The organism is Flavobacterium sp. P3_A6 (assembly GCF_056403035.1).
The window spans coordinates 150,866-172,851 of sequence record NZ_JBFUGG010000002.1; the positions used below are offsets into that span (position 1 = coordinate 150,866).

Annotated in this window: 17 protein-coding genes; all 17 read right to left on the reverse strand. The window is 33.7% G+C overall.

The annotated features are described in order from the left end of the window. Positions 1-6: 6 nt before the first annotated feature. The 17 genes from AC1DVP_RS02590 to AC1DVP_RS02670 all read right to left on the reverse strand — a co-directional run bounded on the left by AC1DVP_RS02590 (position 7) and on the right by AC1DVP_RS02670 (position 21,973). Positions 7-639 (reverse strand): YkgJ family cysteine cluster protein, encoded by a 633-nt coding sequence (locus AC1DVP_RS02590; protein WP_477181995.1) that lies wholly within the window; start codon positions 637-639, stop codon positions 7-9. A gap of 1 nt (position 640) precedes the next feature. Continuing rightward, positions 641-1,246, reverse strand: coding sequence for a hypothetical protein (locus AC1DVP_RS02595; RefSeq protein WP_477181996.1), 606 nt, complete (start codon positions 1,244-1,246; stop codon positions 641-643). Between the two features lie 68 nt (positions 1,247-1,314). After that, positions 1,315-2,859: an eCIS core domain-containing protein gene (locus AC1DVP_RS02600; protein WP_477181997.1), complete on the reverse strand. Its 1,545-nt coding sequence runs from the start codon at positions 2,857-2,859 to the stop codon at positions 1,315-1,317. Positions 2,860-2,907: 48 nt separating this feature from the next. Further along, positions 2,908-4,050: an eCIS core domain-containing protein gene (locus AC1DVP_RS02605; RefSeq protein ID WP_477181998.1), complete on the reverse strand. Its 1,143-nt coding sequence runs from the start codon at positions 4,048-4,050 to the stop codon at positions 2,908-2,910. A gap of 25 nt (positions 4,051-4,075) precedes the next feature. Continuing rightward, entirely contained in the window at positions 4,076-5,650 is a 1,575-nt protein-coding gene (locus AC1DVP_RS02610) for a contractile injection system tape measure protein (RefSeq protein WP_477181999.1), read from the reverse strand. A 3-nt stretch (positions 5,651-5,653) separates the two neighbouring features. Next, positions 5,654-6,220: a hypothetical protein gene (locus AC1DVP_RS02615; protein WP_477182000.1), complete on the reverse strand. Its 567-nt coding sequence runs from the start codon at positions 6,218-6,220 to the stop codon at positions 5,654-5,656. Positions 6,221-6,230: 10 nt separating this feature from the next. Beyond that, a complete protein-coding gene (locus AC1DVP_RS02620) occupies positions 6,231-9,206 on the reverse strand; it encodes a hypothetical protein (RefSeq protein WP_477182001.1) in 2,976 nt (991 codons plus the stop codon). 10 nt (positions 9,207-9,216) lie between these two features. Then, complete coding sequence (locus tag AC1DVP_RS02625; RefSeq protein WP_477182002.1) at positions 9,217-12,243, reverse strand: hypothetical protein; 3,027 nt, start codon at positions 12,241-12,243, stop codon at positions 9,217-9,219. Positions 12,244-12,253: 10 nt separating this feature from the next. Continuing rightward, complete coding sequence (locus AC1DVP_RS02630; RefSeq protein WP_477182003.1) at positions 12,254-15,487, reverse strand: hypothetical protein; 3,234 nt, start codon at positions 15,485-15,487, stop codon at positions 12,254-12,256. A 7-nt stretch (positions 15,488-15,494) separates the two neighbouring features. Beyond that, the gene (locus tag AC1DVP_RS02635) at positions 15,495-15,908 is read right to left on the reverse strand and encodes a GPW/gp25 family protein (protein ID WP_100432813.1); all 414 of its coding nucleotides are present in this window, start codon (positions 15,906-15,908) and stop codon (positions 15,495-15,497) included. A gap of 261 nt (positions 15,909-16,169) precedes the next feature. Next, entirely contained in the window at positions 16,170-16,463 is a 294-nt protein-coding gene (locus tag AC1DVP_RS02640; RefSeq protein WP_100432814.1) for a PAAR domain-containing protein, read from the reverse strand. Next, the gene (locus AC1DVP_RS02645; protein WP_477182004.1) at positions 16,463-18,145 is read right to left on the reverse strand and encodes a phage baseplate assembly protein V; all 1,683 of its coding nucleotides are present in this window, start codon (positions 18,143-18,145) and stop codon (positions 16,463-16,465) included. Before AC1DVP_RS02645 ends, AC1DVP_RS02640 begins: the two co-directional genes overlap by 1 nt. 4 nt (positions 18,146-18,149) lie before the next feature. Beyond that, positions 18,150-18,920 carry a CIS tube protein gene (locus AC1DVP_RS02650; protein WP_477182005.1) on the reverse strand — a complete coding sequence of 257 codons (771 nt, stop codon included), beginning with the start codon at positions 18,918-18,920 and terminating at the stop codon, positions 18,150-18,152. Next, positions 18,917-19,093 (reverse strand): DUF5908 family protein, encoded by a 177-nt coding sequence (locus tag AC1DVP_RS02655; RefSeq protein ID WP_477182006.1) that lies wholly within the window; start codon positions 19,091-19,093, stop codon positions 18,917-18,919. The genes AC1DVP_RS02650 and AC1DVP_RS02655 overlap by 4 nt, the downstream gene beginning before the upstream one ends. Before the next feature lie 11 nt (positions 19,094-19,104). After that, complete coding sequence (locus AC1DVP_RS02660) at positions 19,105-19,563, reverse strand: phage tail protein (protein ID WP_477182007.1); 459 nt, start codon at positions 19,561-19,563, stop codon at positions 19,105-19,107. Between the two features lie 5 nt (positions 19,564-19,568). Then, positions 19,569-20,009 carry a phage tail protein gene (locus AC1DVP_RS02665; protein ID WP_100432818.1) on the reverse strand — a complete coding sequence of 147 codons (441 nt, stop codon included), beginning with the start codon at positions 20,007-20,009 and terminating at the stop codon, positions 19,569-19,571. Between the two features lie 32 nt (positions 20,010-20,041). Beyond that, positions 20,042-21,973: a phage tail sheath family protein gene (locus AC1DVP_RS02670; protein ID WP_477182008.1), complete on the reverse strand. Its 1,932-nt coding sequence runs from the start codon at positions 21,971-21,973 to the stop codon at positions 20,042-20,044. Between the last annotated feature and the right edge of the window lie 13 nt (positions 21,974-21,986).

A 21,986-nucleotide genomic window follows, 5' to 3' on the forward strand; every position in this document is an offset into this window, starting at 1 on the left:
TTTTAATTAGGGCTTCATATATACGTCCATTAGCTTTAATTTTTCCTCACTTAAACATTCATCAATCCATTTTTGATTTAATATCATATTATCAAAGTCCTTCCAAATACGGTTATCATTTGCACAGCTATATTTTTTACAAACTGAGGGGCGATTTTCATAAACATTACATTGTTTGTTTTCATTATTAATATGACAACAATAACCATTGGATTGATGTCTTATATGGTAGGGCTTTCCTAATTCCCACTTTAATTTTCCTTCTTCTATTTCCTCAATACTCAGTGCAAAAGACAATTTACAACAAACCGCTTTACAAATGCTCATCCTTTCTTCACAGTTTACCGGAACAAAAATTGTAGATTCGATTGCTTCATTATCGTTTCTTATAGCTACTCCTAGGGTAGCGTATTCTTTTTTTTCTATAACTTCTTTTTTGACTAATTCAACATATTTTTTTAAATCCTCTGGCACAACCATTCCTTTATCGGTTAGATAATCTATTAACCCATACAAAAAAAAATCATTTTCATTTTGACGAATAATTTGTTGTGACAATATTGTGTGTGTAAAAAGACTTGCTTTTTCAGTTTGACGCTCTAATTCATTATAACTAAAATTCCTTCCTTGATTCTCCATTTTATTTCAGTTTTTCTTTTAGTCGTTCTATTTCTAAATCTCTATCTGAGAAGTTTTCATAATACTTTATAGGGATTCCGCTTATTTTACTAATATAATAAGCAGCTGCATCTTTTACACGATATTTTAAACTATTTCCTATTGTTGCTTCTTGACTACCTTCATAAAAAAGTATATGTGAATTTGTTAATAGTTCGATTAAATATGGGATTGTTTTTTTTTTAGTTATCATTAAATGATTCCCTAATATCCCAAAATCGTTAATTCCATTTTTATCAGAAAAATACATAAACCCCCATAAATTCCCTGAAAGACGAAATTCTTTAGAAGTATCGCCTGTTATAAATAAGGCTTTGGTGTAAACATATGCTACTATGTCTTCTAATTTTTTCTTTGGTAAAATTTGTTTAAAAAATAATATTTCAGAGGCTAATAGTCGAGTATAATCATCATATTTGGATTGAGTAAAGATATTTAACAGACTATCTTGATTTTCACCCTCCTGCCATATAGAATCTATTTTATTATAGTCGCCCAACTGAAATAAGCCTTGAAAACCAGTTTTTTTCAAATTGGTAGCAATATTGTCTTCTTTATTATTTTTCATTTTCAATGATTTATTATTTAATGCTAATCTGAATAAAAATAGGGTTAAATTAACTATTTATTAAATTATTATTTTGAAGGGACCTCACGCTCAAAATTTGTGAATGGGAAAGTCCCTATTGTTGTTATATAACCTCTTACACCTATATTAGTTCCTTCTAAAATTTCAATATGAGATTGAATTATATCAGAATAATCCGAAAGTAATTTTACTCTTGTATTTACTGGTATTGATGCTATTGGATTTACATTCAATATTTCATCAACTGGACTAGCAAATATTTGTACAGCAGTATGTAGAGGCAAATCAACATTTTCTGCTCCAGTTGATGATTTTCCAACATTCCATAATTCAGCAGCTTTCATAAAACTAGGAGAAGGTTGTCCAAATGAAACCACATTGAGATCAATTTTTGAAAATTTTCCTTTATCATCAGTTCTCCATCCCCATCGTACAGAACCATAATATGTCCCCGCTTGTAAACCTTTTGTTGCTATTGCCGTAGTTTCAAATATATGCCTTGCATCTTTTTGTGCATTTGATCTTCTTGGACTATCAATTAACAATGCATCTTGATTTTTCAAAGTTCCAGTTGAATCTTTATATCTCCAACCATGTTGTCCCCAACTTACAGCAACAGTTGTGTCATCAAGAGTTGGACTTGCAGGATCACTTGTTGGATATATAGGATTATTATAACCCGATGCCCTATCTATTGCTGTACCTTCATTAGTTTCACCAGGCCCTGTATTAATACTAGTAGCATCAATTGCCTTGATAGCTCTAGTTGAAGCAGCCGGAGTCAATACTGTAGCTCCTCCTATAATTGCTTGAACAGATTGTGTTAATCCAATTAATTCTGCATTAACGTTTTCTCTTGTCTTAAATCTTAATTTAATATCAACACCACGGACTCCTCCTGATTTTTTAACTAATTTATATTGATCTGTATCCCATTCGCCTCCTAAAGTAATTACGCTTCGTTGTATTCTTCTCATTGCTAACCCAGGAGATTTGCTCTGTTGCACAGTATGCGTCAGTTCATGCGCGAGCAAATGCCTGCCAGAATCAGTATTGGGACTATATTTCCCTTCATTAAAATAAACATCATTACCTACCGTAAAAGCTTGTGCATTTAATTCACGACTCATTTGAACTGCCTGACTTCCGGTATGAATTTTTACATCTGAAAAATTGGTGCCAAAACGGCTTTCCATAAAGTTTTTTGTGCCATGATCCATTACGCTTCCTCCGCCTTTCGAACTATTAATTTGACTTTCAACGTGACTTGGCGCGTATGATTCGCTACCATTTTCTGTTGATGAACGTTGAATTAATGGTGATATACTTTCAGCTAATGATTTCTTTTGAATTTTTTCCTCCTGTTCACATGTGGCACATTTTCTTTGCACCAATGCGCCCGTATGAGACACATTTTGTTGTTGAGGTTCCTGCATCCGCATCACCTTATTAGCCATAGCATCTGCTTCTACTTCATAAGTGTCATTGGCAGAGCCTATACTCAATTTTTTTTGAATGACAGGGGTAAAAAATGGAGTATTTGTATTTACCGTTTTTGGTTTAGATTCTTTATGTGTTGGTGAATTGATCATAGAAAAAAGTTTTTAAATATATTTTTATGATATTTATAATCCTAAAATTTAGGGTAATAAATTACACTGACTTGTAGTAAGTTCATCTACGCCAACATTTCTGATACTTCCAGATGCAATTAAATTATTAGGATCTGGATGATGACCTCCGTTCCTTAAAAGAATATGTACAATTTCATGAGCTAAAGTATCCACAACACCACTATTTGTAACTGAAACTGACAAAGGCACTCCTGTAAGTACTCCTGGATAACCATATGAGCCTCCTCTATCTCCGTAGGTGTTAGATGGTACAAAATAAACATGTATTACATCTGAACCTCCTGGCTGATGATTTAGCATTGTATCTRATTCACTATTTATAGTTGTACTTTCGTTCAGAATATCATTTGGAGAAATATCGTTCAATAACGTTGTTTGCCATGATTGTGCTCCAACAACATTTAAATTGATTCCGCATTGGCATAAAACAGAATTAGCATAATTAACATCACCATATGTATTTCTTGTAGAACCTGGCAAAGAAACGAGATAAATATCTATTGTTTTTCTTGTTGTGCATGGTAATCTATCCATTTGTATCTTTCTCCCAATCCCGCCGTTTTGCTGCACGGTATGCGTCAATTCATGCGCTAACAAATGTTTCCCAGAATCAGTATTTGGGCTATATTTTCCTTCATTAAAATAAACATCATTCCCAACAGTAAAAGCTTGTGCATTTAATTCACGACTCATTTGTACAGCCTGACTTCCAGTATGAATTTTTACATCTGAAAAATCAGTCCCAAAACGGCTTTCCATAAAGTTTTTTGTGCCATGATCCATATTGTTTCCGCTACCTTTTGAATTATTGATTTGGTTTTCAATATGGTTTGAAGCTTGAGATTCGCCACCACTTTCTGTTGATGAACGTTGAATCAAAGGCGTGATATTTTCGGCTAAGGGTTTCTTTTGCAACTTTTCTTCCTGTTCGCAAGCGGTACATTTTCTTTGTACTAATGCTCCCGTATGAGAAACATTTTGTTGTTGAGGTTCCTGCATTCTCATCACTTTATTAGCCACAGCATCAGCTTCTACTTCATAATTGTCATTGGCAGAACCTATACTCAATTTTTTTTGAATGGTTGGTTTAAAAAACGAACTGCTTTTTGCCGTATTTACTTTTTCTGACGGTAACATCATTTTGTCCATAACAGTATTCTTTAGCATTAAATAATCAACTCCAATTGCAGGTTAGATACTCTTCCATCCACGGGGTTTTGACCATCCCAATGCCCCAGGGAAGTTGTTCCAGTAGTATGTCAAATCCTTTTTCTTCCACCCATAATTCAAAACGGGACTCGCTTTGAATTATGATTTTGCCATTTCTTTGCAAAAAGGATTCCTGTAAAGCTTCTACAGAGGATTTTTGCATTACTTTCCAATGTTCAGAAACGGCTTGTAACAAACTATAACATTTTTCTTTTTCTTTTTTTGTAATTTTTAATTGGGTATTTACGACGCTTTCTATGGGGAATCCACATAGAATTTTATTTAAAAACAACTCATTTTCATAACTTCTTTCCTGTCCTGTAATCATAAATTGGGTCAATAAAATGGCTTTGTGCTGATTCATTTTCGTGATCCAAATATCATTTTTACACAAGTTCAATTGTTCAAACAAGGATTTCAGGAAAGGATGCAAAATAACCAAGCCTGCATTACTTATAAATTGTGTTTCGTTATCAAAGATTTTCTTTGATTTGGTAATTTCTAAGTTTTCATCAAAAGTATAATCATTTGATTTTTCTATTATTTCTATGAAATCATTCTTCAATGAATTTGGAGTATCACTTCTTTTTAAACTTTCGATAAAAAAACTCATTTCTTGAAAAACAGTTTTGTTGTCGGTTTTACTATTAGTGTTTATAATTTTGAAAATTGCCCTCATTTCATTCAAAGAAATTGCCCAATGTTTTGAAGACAATTCAATGAAAGTTTTAAAAATCAATTCTTTTGAATTGTGTTTTTTTTGAATATAGTTTGTCCATTCCAATACTTCAAACCATTGTAATACGAAAGCTTTGTTTGTTTTGAATAGCTGTTTAAATTGTTTTAATTCATACAAACTGCTTTCTTGATTTTGAAGAATTTCTTGGAAATGAGAAACTGAAATTAATTTGAAATCCACTAATGAATTAACACACTTCTTTTTAAAAAAAACTGGAATAGAAAAAAGCCATCGTTCAAAACAGATCGTGTCTTCATTTAGGTTTTTAATAAGTTCTTCTAGAAATTCATTTGTGATTTCTATTTTAGAAACAACTTCAGTTAGATTTTTAGAAATAGAATTTTCTGCCAAAACACCTGTTTTTAAAAAATGAAACAACAAAAAACTTAGATGCTGTTCTTTAGTGATAAATCCTTTTTGTACAATGTTATGATTGTTACTATTATTAATTTTAAAGAGGGAAGTATTGTTTTTTAAGTATTCTTCAATTTGCAGTAAAGAATGGTTGTCAGCATTATCAATCTCAAAAAGGGGAATGTTGTTCTTTAGGTATTCTTCGATTTGTAGTAAAGAATGATGTACCAGTTCATTTTTCCAATTTTTTATTGACACATTGGGGAGTTCAAGCACTATTAAATCGATGTTCCAAATATGCTTATCAACGGCATATTTATCGAATAAAATTTCTAATTTGGGATAAAAATGGTTCTCCAACAATGAACTCAATTGATTTTGTATTTCTTTTCCAAAATCTGGAGAAGAACACTGAATATCAAAAGTATGTTGTTGGAGTAAATGCATTTGCTATAATTTAATGTTAGGTTTTGGACAATGAATTGCAATAGAAGTGAAAATCTGATCGCCATTAAAAAGGTTGTCATTGATTTCTTGGCTTTCGATTTTAATAGAAAATAAATCTTTTGTTATAAAAAAATTTAAACTCCCCACTCTAAATTTTTTGCCATCAGTTGACCCAGTTTGTGTCTTTTTTATTTTTACTAAAAAATCCATTTGGTTGCTTTGGCCTGAATCAATGATAGAGTCTAGGGCTTTCATAATTTGTGGATTATCATTCGGGAATTTCAAATCATTCACGTTATTTTCTTTAATTTGTATTTTAAAAGTGATGTTTGCAAATGATTTTTCGATTCCTCTAATCGAATAATCAAGCAAAGCTCCATGTGGATCCTTTAAAGTCGTTTTGCTTTCAAAGGCAAAAGTGGAGGAGCCGGCTGCTCCTTGTTCGTTTAGTTCTACACAGTCTAAAATATCTTTAAGTATGGTATTTGTATCTGTTGCTTTGATATCACCTCCCGTTTTAATAATAGTATCAATTTCTTGAATAATTACTGTTTTGTTTTTTGCTGCCATGATATTGCTTTTATTTGTTAGTATTGAAATCTTTTTCGTTAAAATCTGTAGTCCTGAAATCGCCAATCATTTTGACTATTATGGTTTGATTGTTTTCGCAAACCTCCCCTAATTGTTTGATTGAGACCTTAAACTGTTGTGCCTTTTCATTAAATTTGAAGGTGTGGGAAACAGGACTTTCTTTTGTTGTCATTTCTGAATTATCTTCAAAATCAAATAAATATTCGTGTGTATCCTTCAGTATTGGGTTCGTAAAATGAAATTGGTTTGGGTCTTTTTTATCTCTTTCGACCGTCCATTTCAATGTTGATGGGGCGAAAATTTCGAAATCGATGGTATTGCTAAATTCCTCATCTAATTCATATTGTAAAGAATAGGATTGGGACACTTTGATTGAATTTTGACTTGGAACCAAATAGTATTTGTCGCTTTTTTGAATTACGGCATCTTTTGCGGTTCCAGAGAATTTACCTCCCGATTTACCTTTAATTTTTATTTCATATTCATCACTGTCATTGTTGCAATATTTAAGGATGTCTAATGAAATGAATAAAGGTTCGTTGACTTCTATTTTCACTTCGATTGTATTGCCATCACCGCAACAGGCATAGGGCAGGAAGAAATCGGCAATGATGAGCTGTTGAAATGTATTGCCTTTAGAAATTGGAATGATTTCATACTGTAAAGCATTTTTTATGTTTTCGAGAATAAAACTACTCATTTCAAGAGTATAGTTTTCATCCATATTGTATTTGGCAACCTCTATTAAATTGGCTTTAATATTATCTGTTTCGGCTTTACATTTGTCTATAGTAGATGGTTTTGTTTTAATTTGAGATTTGTAATCCGTAAATTTTACGCTGTCTATTAATTCTTGTTTTACGCTATCGGCAATATTTATGTTATTTCGATAAGAGGTTACCTCTGTCAGTAAGTTGGTGTATAGAAGTGGCGGAGCTGCAGCCTTAAAGATAGAGCTGTCAACATAGACCAAAACAAAAGTTCCTCCTTTGGTAACACCAGCTTTATGCTCCAGTCCGGGATGTTTTTTTATATAGGTGGAAAAGAATAAATCTTTATACGTTTTTTGCCATCTCAAGTTGGCCTCTTCATAGATTACGGTAAATGGATCGTCCAGGAACAATTCGTTGATATCGTCCATACGGTCTATTAAATCCTCTGCAAGTGTAGACAAGGTGGCGTTAAATAACTGAATGCACCATCTGTGAAATAAAAAGACATAATTTAATTGTTTAAATATTTCATAAAAGGATTTGTAATTGGGCAGGAATTCTTTTAAATCATTGGTTAAAAGATTTTTCAGCTGAGCCAAAATATTTTTGAAATTGTCAATATTCTGTTTGGTAATAACTTTGTTTTGTTCCAAAGCATCTCTTCTCACATCCATCCATTTAATTACAAATTCAGTAATGTTATAAATTCTTTTTCGTGCTAAATCATAATCGGTTTCCAGATCATCCCATCTGCCATCAAACTTTAAAATATCAACCTCTTTATTGAGAAAATCCACAGCATTTAATGCCGTTATTTTAAAAGGGAGACTGTAGCTGTCTTTGATTAGCGTAAGGTCTTTGATGGCTTTTTTATAATTCATACCGATATGTCCTTCGATTCTAAAAAAGTTGTACGGCTCCATTTCGAACAGTAATGGTTTTTGCACCTCGATTTTATTTGTATAATTTGGAATATCGGAATGGTAAGAAAGTATAGTGTCGTTTTTGGTTTTTAGGGTTAATTCGGGATTCCATTTTTGGTTCAAATCCACTATTTGGTTATAATAAAAAGGAATCGCTTTTTTGGATAAAAAATCCGAACCATAGGAGGAAGGGGTGATTTTTATTTTTCCCGCTTTTTGCATTTCAAAAGAATTGATTATGGAAGACAATCGTTCAAAAAGAAGGATGAATTTTTTGAGTTTTACAGCTTCTTTTTTTGTTGCATTCAAAGATGGAGTAAAAGCGGTTCTATAAACATTACTATTCGAAGAATTTGTTCCCAAAACCACGTGAAATGGGAATAGGCTTTCGTTGACACAGCAAAAGGAAGGATTGATTTTTTTGAATTCTATAATTTCATTGTAAGCCAGCGTTATGTCCGAAATCCAATCCCAAAGATATTGCACACCCACATTTGATTTATGGATGTTTAACATTTCATCCATTTTAGCTTTGCTGTTTTCGAATATTGCAAAACTGTTTTGATTGGGCAAAATATATTTGTGATCGGTATAAAGGTCTTTGATAGCGTTTGAAATAGTCAGAAGTTGAGTAGCTTCAAATACTTTTTTGAATTCATCCAAAACAGATATGCCTGTAATTAAATTTTTATGGGGAACATTATATCTTGGGAACGTTAATTTTGAATAATTTTCGTCTAAATGTTGTTCTGGAAGCAAACCTTTAGTTAGTTCATTTATAGGGATGACCAAAGGTCTAACTATGAATTCCATTCGTTTTCCCTTGTCATCACAATTGGTTGTATTGCAGTTTTTTTGGTCAATTAACGAAACTTCAAGAAACAGTATAATAGCCTTATTGATAAAAAAGTCTTTTGAAATAGGTTTTTTAGCAGGAACAGTGGAACTTGAAGGAAGCAGTTCAATACAATTTTTTATGGATTCGTATTGGGGAGCATATTTAAAAATGAAATTTAAATGTGGTTCTCTGGTATAATCTGGTTTTAAGAAAGAATCCGGCAAGTCAAAATCCTGATAATGGGTAAGTGTCGTTTCTGCCCAGTTCATTTGAAAGCCGAGTGAGGTAACTGCCGTGCCACAACTAATTTTTACAGTATTATCGATTAGAAAAGAAAGGTCCAATCCACAAACAATCCCTAAACCAATTAGATTTTTTCTTGTAATACGATCTTGTTCCTCTAAGTGGCTTACTACCAGATTAAGCTCTTTTTGACTTAAGACCTGATCGGCTTCAAAAACTGGATAAATAGGTGTATTATATGCTTCCATGATATTGTTTTTATAAAGTTCCTAATGATGTATTCCCTAAAATAATTGGATTGATTGATTCACTTAGTTGGCAATCGTAAAGATTTCCCTCTGGATAAATTGTGTTGAGCTCTTTTAATGCCAGTACAAGCTCATTTAACTCGGTTTTGTATTTTGTTTCCTTGGCAGGTGTTAGTTTATTTTTACAAAAATCCAATCGATACTGCCGATAATTTTTTAGCCAAGTTTTGTATTTTCCTTGAAACGCCAGTAAGTCTTTTGCATTAACCCAACATATCTTTAATAAAACATGAGCCGGAGCTTCCTGTCTGAATATTTTTTCGGCATATTTTCTAAAAGTTAAATTTTTGAAACGCGAAAGATAACCGGGCAATATAATGGTAGCCTTAAATGAATAAGGGTCGTTGTTGGCAATATCATCGCATTCGTCATTCAGGCAAACCGATAGTAAATCATCATCCGAAAAAGTTTTGTTATTAAAAGGTCTCAGCAAAATATGCTCCAGACAATAAAAATTTTCATAGTACAGATTGAACGTTTTTATCATTTTTTGCAAATATTCAAATGCTTCGGTCTCAGAAATGAATTTGCGCTCTAGCCTGGCTATTTTTTTGTTTTCGTCTACCAGATATAAGTAAAAATGGACACCAACATTGGCTATTTTATAAAGGTTTTGATCCAAAAAATGCAGTTGGGACCAATTCCATTTTTCTTCCAGATTTGTTGCCGGAGCAATAATTTTAAATAAAAAATCTTCGTTTAGTGTTTCGACTGTCCATTGTTTTTGAGGCCCTTCCTCGGTTACAATGTTTCTTAAAGGGATTTCGTTTATTCCTAATAATCTGGCTACTCTTTTTTCGTAACCACCTCGATGATTGGTTTTCCAAAAGGGATTAAAATGCAGCGCATTCGAAACAATAGATGCGTTCAAATAATCGATTCCCAAACCGCGATTACTGCTAATTTCGGGATACACGTTGATAAAATTTTGCTTGTCCAGTATTAAATCATCATAGTCAAATGAAAGGCTTCCCATACCCGATGTGTCACTGGAAACCTGATACATCATAAAAACATAATCATTGAAACTTTCGGCAAAACGAGCCATCAAATGATCTAAAACTCTATTTTTTCGATCATGAAAAAGAATTTTGGACTCGTATAATGAAACATCATCATCTGATTCGCCTTCCAATAGTATTTTTTTAAGGTCATCTTTATATAATTCTTTCGAATAAAAATCATTTCCGGTTTCATCGTCTTTGTCCAAGTACACTGGAAAATAGGATTTTTTGAGAGCATCAACATCTGTGTTAAATAATTCTTTTGCATTGTAGAGCTGACTGAAAAAATCAGCTAATAGTTGCTCATAAAAGAACAAGTATCCTTTGAGCTGTTTTGTCTGCGCTTTTCTAAGATCGGTTTCTTTGTCTGAAACATAATTTTTACCCAAACCATACGTAACTGGAAATTCATCCTGTATGCTATTGTAACTGTTAAGTGGATAGTAAGTACCGTTTTTTACCTCAAAATCATTGTTTGCCCCTTTTAATTTTTTTTGGTTGAACAGCGTTTTGGACATAATCACTTTTTGCTCTACCAGCATTAATTGGTTTTCCGAAAGCAGAAAAGGAATATTTTTTTGAAACAGCAACAGTTTTGATTTTAATGCATTGAAAACGGGTTTAACTTCTCCATTAAGTGTCAAAACCCAGCTTTTATTTATCGCATTGGGAATTGGTTTTCCCAAAAGATTATAAGCCGTCATCAAAAGATTTTTGACCGATTTAACCCCTTTTATCGCCATCAAAACGGCTATAATATCTGAAGTGTGAATCTCTTTTGTCAATTGTGCTTTCGCTATTTCTTCGTCTTTTAAAAAGCCATGAGTCAATTTTGGACCTAAAAATATATCTTCGGAATGGTATCCTTCTTTTACTAATTGAGAAAGAGAATAGAAATTAATTTTAGGGGAAATAACAGCATCAATAGCAATTTGAATCTGGCTCATTACATCAATAACATCGAAACCAGGTTCTATTTCAATATCTGCACAAATTCCAATATCTACTTTTTCTATGATTTGAGTACATAAATAGTCATCAGTTAGGTTTCTGTTTTGATGCAGTCGAACCGCAACGGCCGAAAAAATATCTTGAATTTTATTTTTCTTTTTTTCAAATAAAGAAATGATTTCACATACATTTTTTTCGGTTTTAAAATGATCTAAAACTAAATCCAGTTCGTTTTTGTCTTCGGAGAATATTCTAAAATGCAAGAATTCACTCGGTTTCGAATACCTGTTAACTACTAGGTAAACAATGTCCTGTATTTTTTTTACGCTTTCGATTGTAATTTTTGAGGGCGTATTCATTTTCTTAAATAAGTTGCTGTCAGGATCATCCCATTGAGTAAACTGAGGAACTATTTTAAGATTAATCCAACGGTTTTTTTCCCAAAAGGAAAATTCTAAAATCAAGGTATTCAAATCGCCCAAAATGGGATCATCATCCAATTCTACTTTTATTTTATTCAGACCTCTTAACTGCAATTTGCTTAAAGCGATATTTTTTTTATTGGTGCTTTTTAAACTTAGTTTGTCTTCTAATTTGTTGATGTACAATTTCGCCTCACTTTCATTTGGAACGAGATAACCATACGAATCAACTTCTTTTTTGGTGGCCAATAGCCAAGCATTAGCAACCCCATCAATGTCTATAAGCAGTTTTCTAAAATCTATTTCGGTTAACGGAGCATTTGTAAAAATGTTTGAAGCACTAAAGAACGTTTTGTTTTCTATTAGCCCTTTTTTATTGGTCAAAAGATCTTTTATGTCAAAATCAGCTCGGTAACCTAAATCCGTAATGGCATAGCATAGTACATCTAAGATTGTTATTCCAGGATCGTGAGCATTATAATCAGTCCAAAATTTAGAGCCTAATTTTTCGATATAGCGCAAGCCTTCTTTCAACAAGAACTGAAAATCTTGGGAAGGAGGTAAAACTCTATTTTTTTCTATATAATATTCAGATGGCATAGTTTACGTTTTAAATTGCTAGAATTTGATGGGAATCATTTGGGATAAACAATGTGTAATCTGTTTGCGGCGAAATTTTATTCAAGTTTTGAATGGCACTTCCCACCACTTCATTATTGGCATCCAGAATATACTGATTGACTTTGAAATCAATAAGATAATCGACGTAGCTCTGATTGTCAATTAATTGAATTATGGATGAAAACTCTATTTCATTGGCAAAATTTATTTCTGATGTTTCATAAGCCCACGGACTTAAATAGGAGTTAATGGTTTGTTTTAATTCGGTTATGTACAACCCGGAATCCATTCCTTCCTGCAAATGAAACTTTACTTTGAATAAGACTTCTACTTTTTCCTGTTTGGGTGCTTTTACATTAATTCTTGCGTGAGGAGATGCAATTTTGGCCAGGTGTTCTTTTATCAGGAGCATTTTATTCAGGCTCAAAAGCGGTTTCCAATTGACGTTATCCGAAACTGATGATTTTGCAACTGGAATTAAAGTCACATATCCCGCCGAAACATTGGAAATCACAGTGTCATATCGATAATGGTTTAATGCTTTTACTCTGTAGACTTCTGGGAATTCCTGCAACACAATCTTCTCGTAATCCCAAGTGGTTATGGCTCTGTTTTTATGGCGCAGTCTCTCACTGGTTCGGGTGTATAATGTACTGTCGGGCTCTTTGATTCTTCCGCTAAAAGAGGAGTATGGCTGAACTATTTTTTTTACCTTATTTATTGGTTTGTAGATTTTGCTTATGGTTTCTTTTGGGGTATTTTCTAAAAAAACTGCTCCCGATTTTTCATAATCGGTTAAAACAGCTTTTAGGGCTTGAGCATGGACTCCTATAAATTTGCATACAGCCTCGATGTTTGACACTGCTATTTTTAGCCAAAACAAATTCGATTCCAATTCGGTATTTGATGTTGAATCAAATTCTGGGATAGTAATAGAAATAAGTCCAGATTGTGTGAGGGAAAATGTTTCATCCCCGATAGCGTTAGAGTCTAATTTTTTCCAAGTGTTTTTGTCCAGATACTCCCATGATACTGTTGCGGGTTCTAGTAGCGGGTTTGCAGTACCCTCTTCCAATTGGATTAAAAAACGAAGTCCATCTTTTGGGTTTGCTTTTTCAAATCCTAAATAAACTTCACCTTCCAAAGTTTTTTTTTGTTTAAAATAAAAAACTCCCTTGTCTATTATTTTGGCATAKCCAAAGGGTAGTATACTATAGACTTCTATTATATTAGTTTCATTTTTTCGAGTACTTAAATCAATATTTTCGTTTAGATAGTAATTAAAAGTAAATTCTTTTACTCTTGGTTTAAAGGGCAAGTGTGCTTTAACTTCGCTACCGGCAGCTACTATATATTTAAACATAAAAGCATCGGCATTGAACGCATCATCGAATAATTCTATTCTGAATTTTCCATTTGAAGAAATTTGATTACTGGCTATTTCTTTATAATTKTATTCGGTTAAAGGATATAAATTAGGAATCACAATCGTATTTGAACTGGACTCTGGAGGGAATTCTTTATAGGAAAGAATAGGGATGTTTTGATAAATCAGGGTTTGATTAAAAAAAGATAGATTTAAAGGAAATATATTGGATATAAAAATTGGAATTGACGCTGACTTATATTCTTCATAAATACCATTAGTAAGTGTAAGGGGTTTTAAATTATAGTATGGCGTGTCTGATATTAATCCAATAGAAGCAACTGCATTCTTTTTCATAAAAAACTCATTGGAACTAATAATCATGCCATTGCCTGTTTTTGGAATTTCTCCAAAAGGGAAAAATGATTTCTCTGTGTCGATTTTTCCAAAGTCTGAATCCAATACAAACGATTTAAAATGATTTACTTCCACTTGAATCGAAATGGTTTCAATGGCATTAATAACGTGAATGTTTTTTGGAACAATTTTCAAAACAGGAAATTCAGTTTGAATTAAAAACTCAGAATGTAATTTTTTATTGAAGGGTATGATTTTTTTTTCGGTGGCTGGAATTTTTAATTGTATGGAACTAGTCCCTGTTTTTGGATCTTTTTCGGTATTTTTTTTAATTGTGATTTCGATTGTTTTTTTTTCGCCAGTGATATAAAAATCAAAATCAGATGCTTTATAATCTTTATCATTAAATCGCAAAGAAATAATCCGTTCCCCACTTTGCAAATAAAAAATAGGGCTGGCAATCATTATTCCCTCTTTATAGAACTGTTTTTCGGTTGTAAAGGCATTAAATCCTTTATTCTTGGCATTAAAAGCAAGCAAATCTGTCTTGAAATAGAAATCCTGTTGGAGATACATACTTAAAAAAGAATGCAGTTTGATCCCATTCACAGCTTGATCAGCTGTAGATTCATAAAATTTTTTCTGACCAACACTGTTTTTTCCGGCTATAAAAGCAGTTCCTTTTGGAATCAAAAACGACTTTGCATCAAAAGGTTCCACTGTTAAATGAACGTAATCCGGTTTTGCATTTTGATTCTCGGTGCGTAAAATATCTTTATAATAAAAGTCCAAATGGTTTTTTGTGTATCCATTTAACTTGGTCTTGGCAATGTCCAATAACTTTAAAAAAGAAAGGAACAGCGTGTATTGAGGAGAATGTTTTGGATAGCTGTTAAGTTGGAAATCGATAGCACTTTTGGTAAAATTTTTCCATGAAAGCAATAGGCCGAAAAGTTGCTGCGTCGTTTTAATAAAGACATAATTTTTTAAAAGAGCAGGAATGTCTACAGCACTGTTTATTTGATTTTTAATAAGCTCAAACTGATTTTTGATGGAATAAGAAGCTGCGACTAAATTTTCTTTTTCAATGATTTCATCGTCCAGTAATTTTGTTTTTTTCTCTAGTTTATCAAATTCGGTATATATCAAATTAAAATACTCTATTAATCTCGTTTCTTGTGTGGCAGGATCACTAATTAAGTAGATCTCATTTTTTTTAATTTCAAATGATTTTGGAAGCAATTCAATATTCCAATGTGCAATTAATATAAGGATAGAAGTAGATTCTTTCTGAAAAAAAACAGACCAATTGCTTTCTGAAATATTATATTCGTTAAAGAATTTTACATATTCCGAAAGCTTTTGCACAAATAATATAAAGTCCTGTTCGTTTCTTTCATCAAGAAGAAAATAATCGGGTTGTAAAGCGGGTTTTACCCGATCATTTTGAGTAGTCCCCATTCCGTTGTGTATTGATAATATCGATTTGCAGTTTTCCATTGTACACTTATTGTTTTACAAATGTTCCTTCTTCTAAATAATATGGGAATACATAATTTTTTCTGGAATTGGTGGCTCTAATTCTATACGTAATTTCAATATTGATTAATCCATTATTGGTTTCAACCATAGCAAAATCTACATTCAGTAAATCCACACGCGGTTCATATAACAATATGGCATTTTCAATGATAACCTTTATTTTGGTAAGCAATGTAATGGTTATATTTTCGTATAATAAGGCAGTCAAATCACAGCCAAAATCAGAACGCATCACTCTTTCTTTCAGTTGTGTAGAAAGCAAAATATGCAGGCTCTGAAAAATATCGGCCTCATCAGATACCATTTCCACAGTGCCAGTTAAGTTGTTAAAAGTGGGAGGGAATGACCATCCTGTTCCTAAAAATGAATCTGTTTTCATCAAGTTAATTTTATAATAATTATCCAATTTTAATTATCTGGGCGTGACCCGGCTGAGAAAAGGGGCTTACTTATAGAACCGCTCATACAGCCCCTTTCTCAACCGGGTCGGGCTATCACGAGCGCTTTGGCGCCTTGCTCTATCCCTCACGCGCTCTCAGGAATTCAAGATCATTTTATTTTTATCAATGAAAACCTGCTAGGTATTCCTTTTCAACATTCAAAATTTCTTAAATCCGAAATCTACAATCTTAAATCATTTTCACCCTCCTATTATAACAGTAGGACAACCCATAACAACAGTCCCTCCATGTGCAGTCGAATCTCCCATCCTCACTGCCGCTTTCCCACCGATGAAAACAGAAGAAGATCCAGCTGTTAATGAATCTGGAGGACCAGCACAAACACAATTATCTCCCACAACCGAAGCTGGCATACCGCCTATTAAAACCGTTGAGTTGCCTCCTGGCAGAATAGGTCCTCCCACGTGGGGTACCGGCCCAGGCTCTACCTTAGGGCACACATGCATATCCGAAACTCTTGCGGCTAATCCCATTAATTGATGTTTACTGTACCCCCTTTTATGTCTGTTTTTGCACTTCCTTCTATGGCTATTTGAGTGCCTTCTATTTTTATGTTTCCGCTGGCTTTTAGATTCAAATCTTTAAAGCTTTCGATAGATATGCCTTGATCGTCCAAGGTTATTTTATTGCTGTTTTCGTCTTCAATCACAAATCCTTTCAGGTCATCACTTATGGTTAGTTTGTTTCCTTTTTTGGTACTTAATTCAATGCTTTTTTTATCATCATCGATAACTATTTTAGTTCCTTCCTTGGTTACAAAACCCTTAAAGAAATTATCTTGCGTTATCGGAAAAGGCATTGCTCTTGTAGAACTATAAAGACTCCCAAGAATTATGGGTGTGTCCGGATTGTTTCCCAAACAACCCAATATAACCTCATCATTCACACTCGGAATAAAATAACTGCCCATATTATTTGCAGCATTCATTGTGGCTAGCCGTGCCCAAACCCCTTCGCCATTTTCAGACAGCATTGGAATACGAACTTTAATTCGGAATTGATTATTGGGATCTTCTTCAATTTGAGTCACGATTCCTATCAATAATCCGTTCACGGTATTCGATTGTCCTACCTGTGCATGCGCATTGTTAACACCCGTAGTGGTATTCTCCGTAAACGATCTTTCGCTTTCTAAGCCATAAGTGAATTCTGTTTTCCAACAGCCATTGGAAATAAGATGTTCCTCAACACTAATTAATAAAGTTTCCTTATCTATTTCGGGGTTGACTTTATTAAAACTTATGTATTCTCCAATCTTTGCTTTTAGATTTCCAAACGTGGTTACTTTTCCGCTAATGGACGCTATTTTGCTTTTAGCAATAATAGTATCTGCAATTCTTTGCAGAGTTGCAGGTTGCAGGTTGGTTTGGTCGATTCTTACGGTATGTGTATTTTCGGTGGCCTCTTGCTGTGAAGTCACAGTATTAACCGCTTGATTTTCGATATCCCAATGCTGAATGGTAACCATAGACCTTCTTCTCTCAGGATCCACTCTACCTGTATAGGCAAAAACATTAATGCCATTTTCAGCCATATAAGCAGTAGTGATTTCAGGATTAACAATGTCAATGCCTGTGAATTCTGTATTACGTAGCCCCACTAACATACCGATGGAATCCAAAAAACCAATCAAATAATCCCAAGGAACTGCAGTGTTATTTTGCGTAATATGCTCTTCGCTCCAACTTTGTCCAGATAAATTTTCGCTCAGCTGTAAATCATTTGTATAAGTAGTCAATCTTTCTCCAAAAGGTTGATTATTATTCTCTGCTTCAGATGAAGTTTGAGTCAATCGTAATGCAACATCTTTACACTCTATTTTAGCAACAACATTACAGTTTTCATGTTCAATATCCAGCGATTTGACAACGCCTTTAAAAAGTGTTTTCATTTCTTTTTCAAAAGAAATTTTCACTTCAATAGTTATGGGTACTGTTCCTTGGCCTCTATTCAACGATTGAATTGGAGAACTCTGAGCTCCTTTAAAATCATCTTCCGAGCAAGTAAACGTAAACTTTGCAAATGGAATTTTATTCAATTCAAAATGTACTTTTCCTTCCGTCAAAAAAACATCCAAACCTTTATTAACCCCATTAATGAGAAACTCCATTTTAAGTAAAGTGTCAGAAGGATAAAAGGGTTTTATACTTGGCATTGAATTATAGTTTTGGTGGGAATTTTATTTTTTGGCCTAAGCTTACTTTTCTAAAACTTAATAATTTGTTATTCTTGGCAACATCGATATAAAATGAATTGTTATCATAAATGGATTCTGCCAGTAAGGTTAAACTATCATTCATCTTTATTACTCTTTCGTGTGTAAGATCTGGAGAGCTTTTATTTTCTTTTGCCACCATTATTTTATAAGAAACGGTTCCCTTAAAAGTGCATTTTACTTTGGCTCTTATAGGTCTTCCGTCTTTTCTAAAAAGAGTGTATTCAATATCCATGCTTTTTAGCCGGCAACTTAAATTATAGCCTCCCCACAACAGTCTTAAATAAGCAGTTTGATGGGTGTCACCATCATAGCCCATCAGTAAATTTTTGAATTCTTCAACATCTTTTTCGACGGTTTCAACCTCACCAAACGGATTGACAATAGCCGGTTTTAGTGCATTGGCAATGTCGCCTAGAGCATCTAGAAATGTTTCTTCGCCTTTGCCATCTTTTATTTTTCCGGGGGGAACTATGCCGGAACTGTCAAAAAAGAAATCAAAAGTAACCTCTTCTCCTTCAATTCTATTAAAGCTTAAATCACTGCCAGACGTTCCCATTGCTTGACTTTCGCAAAAAACAACATTATGCTTCATCGTGTATTTTTCGGGATTCAATTGTACAATGATGGTCTTTTTTGGAGGTTCAATGTATTCTTTTGAAGGAAAAACTTCGATATGCATTTTGTCAATTATTCCTAATAATCCCTTTATCATCGTTCCATTTTTTCTTTAATTTTCTCTAGTACTTTCGAAGTGCATTCCTTAACTATTTCCGACTTCAACTCATTCAATTTCAATGAATTTAATTTGAGAGATGCGTTTGAATTAGCATCGGATGTTTCAATAACGTTCACTTTAATCCGTAATTCTTTAATTTCAATTGCCATATAATTTTTTTTTAAAAACTTGGAATTGGAATTTCTTTGAAAAAATTGTATTTCAAAGTAATGGTTTCAATAATTATTTTATTCTCTTCTGCATTGAAATCACTAAATTCATAACTCAAAGGAATGGCGTGTGAGACATACCAGACTTTTACAGGATTGCCTTTTTCATTGAGCAGCGACACAATCAAATTAGCAGGATAAAAGATGAAATTTTCCAATGCCTGATTACACCACATAGACAATCCAGACATATCCGTTGTTAAACCTCTTTTTAGAACTAAATCCTGGTAACCGGAACGAAGGGGAAAATTATGTTTAAATTTATTTTGCCCCCCCTCGGTATAAGATTCTGTTTCCATAGTGACTTTTAATCCATTTACACTTTGAAATTTTGTATCAATTGAAAATTGAGGCACCAATTCAAATATCACCGAAAAGTGAAAGCCTGCTAAAGGGTCATTGCCTGGCATATGGGTTACGATTTATATTCAATAGTAAAACCATGATTGGCAATTTCTACAGTATCAATGGCAACCTCATTGGCATCTGCTTTCAAATCTGTGCATTTTAGGGATACTATGAAGCAGTCTTTCACGCTCCAAACTACTTTTGGCTCGTGGTTTTCGTCCAATAGCGATATGGTAACCGTTCTTTTTTGAACTGTATTTTGAGCAACGGTATTGTACCATTCAAAGAACTCGTTGTCTCCTACAAATACACCTCGTTTCAGGGTAATGTTACTTAGTTTTTGCATACCGGGCATTTTTCTTTTAAAGTATTCTGGGCTGGAACCAACACGATGTTCTAAAATATCCATCTCTTTGTTTAGGCCTGAAACTTCTGTAAAGGCAATTTTACTACCACCCCAGTCTACACTAAAATGGAACTTTGGTAACGGAAAATCAGTATTAGGCATATCGTTTTATTTTTAAGTTAAATAATTGAGTATTATGATCTTTGTTGCATTTGTTTGAATTCCAATATGATAAATTCAGCAGGTCTGGAAGGCGCATAGCCAATTTTTACAATCATTCTGCCGTCTAAAATATCTTGTGCCGACATAGTTTCATTTAGACCAACCTGAACAAAAAAAGCATGTTCCGCTTTGGCACCAGCCAATGCACCGTCGTTCCAAAGTGTGGTTAGGTAATTGTCCAGCATTCCTTTTACGCTAGCCCATGTTTGGGCTACGTTTGGTTCAAAAACAAATTGATTGCAGGCTTTTTTTGCCGATTCTTCTATCATATTTGCCAATCGGCGAACATTGATATATTTCCAATCGTTGTTGTTTCCAGCTAGTGTTCTTCCCCCCCAAACGATAAATCCTTTGCCAGTGAATTTTCGTATGGCATTGATGGATTTCCCGGTTTCATGAATGTTCATATCTTCTTGATCGGTGTCATTAATATCAGCGGTTAAACCAATAATACCACTAACGCTTACATTTGCTGGAGATTTCCAAACGCCTCTAGAAGCATCTGTTTGAGCATAAATACCAACCATCGCTCCTGATGGAGGAACGGTATTCATAGTTTGAGAAAGTTTAGCCACAATTGCTGAATAAATAGGAATACTTGATGTTAAGCTGTTTTCTTCTTCCGTAACATACTTTTCAGTTGATTGGCTCAATCCATCTATTGCTGTTACAATTGCTGTATGAAGTTTGTTCAATTGTGCTTTAATTTTTGCGTAATCAGCCGCAATATCCGTTGTGTCCGGATCTGAGGTTAATAACTTTAAATACAAATTAGGTTGTGCAGGAACTTTTGTCTCAGAAGGTTTGAAATCAACAGCGCCTTCTTTCCAAGGAATGTCATCAAAAGCATTCTTTATTCCAGGGGTACTGTAGTGTACTGTATATGTTGCTGTAGTTAAAAGATAACGGGATTCAAAATCAACTAATTTTTGCGCAAACGGGCGTAATAATACAGGAATGGAATTATTTAAATAGGTTTTCAATCCTGGGTTTGCTAATGTACTGGGTTTGCCGTAAATCTTTAGTAAGTTCCAAATATTGCCTGTGAATGAGACTACATGAGCAGGAGCTGTTACTGCATCAATCTTTGGATTGGCGACTTTGGCATCACTCCATTTTTTTAACAAACCTGTAGTGCCATTATTGACATCATTGTATAAAGCACCAAAGGCATCAATCATCGGTTTGATTTTGGCATCAGATGAGTATATTGTTCCAAAATCTACTTTGCCACTAGCTGTTCCGTTTATATCATTAAATCTATAAGTGTATGGAAAAGCAGTTTTCAAATAAGGATAATAAGAAGATCCGTATTTCATGTTTTGATTGCCAACATTGTCTCTAAAAGCACTGCTGTCCGCAATAAGGCTTGTTTCTTGTTTGACATCCATAACTGTAAATCGATCCATTAATTTAGCACATTGAGCTAAAGCTTTTTGTTGTACTAATCCCAACAAAACAGCACTTAAATTCACAGCATCCGGAAATAATATCAAAGTTGGTTCATCGAATTTTTCTAATTTTTCTATACCAATTTCAAAAACGCCATTGCTGTTGATTGTTGCCGTATAATTACCTATAGAAACGATATAGCAAACACCGCCTCCATTAGTGTAAAAAAGGCGAATGCTGTTATAGAGTTTAAAGAGACTTTCGGTAACAGTACTATTGTCTGTTGGAACTAAGTTTGAGTCTAATTCGACCACAACGGCTTTGGGCAAAGGAGCTCCACCAAAAATTTGTTCAAACTCCATAAAGGAAGAAATCCGAATTGGAACTGTGGGTCCTTTTTCTGTATAACCCACAAATGCAGGTATGGCAGTTGCTACTTGAGCAATTGAAGGCGGAAATGCATCAATCTCATTGATATATACTCCAGGTGTTTTAAGAGAACTTACATTCATGACAATTTTTTTT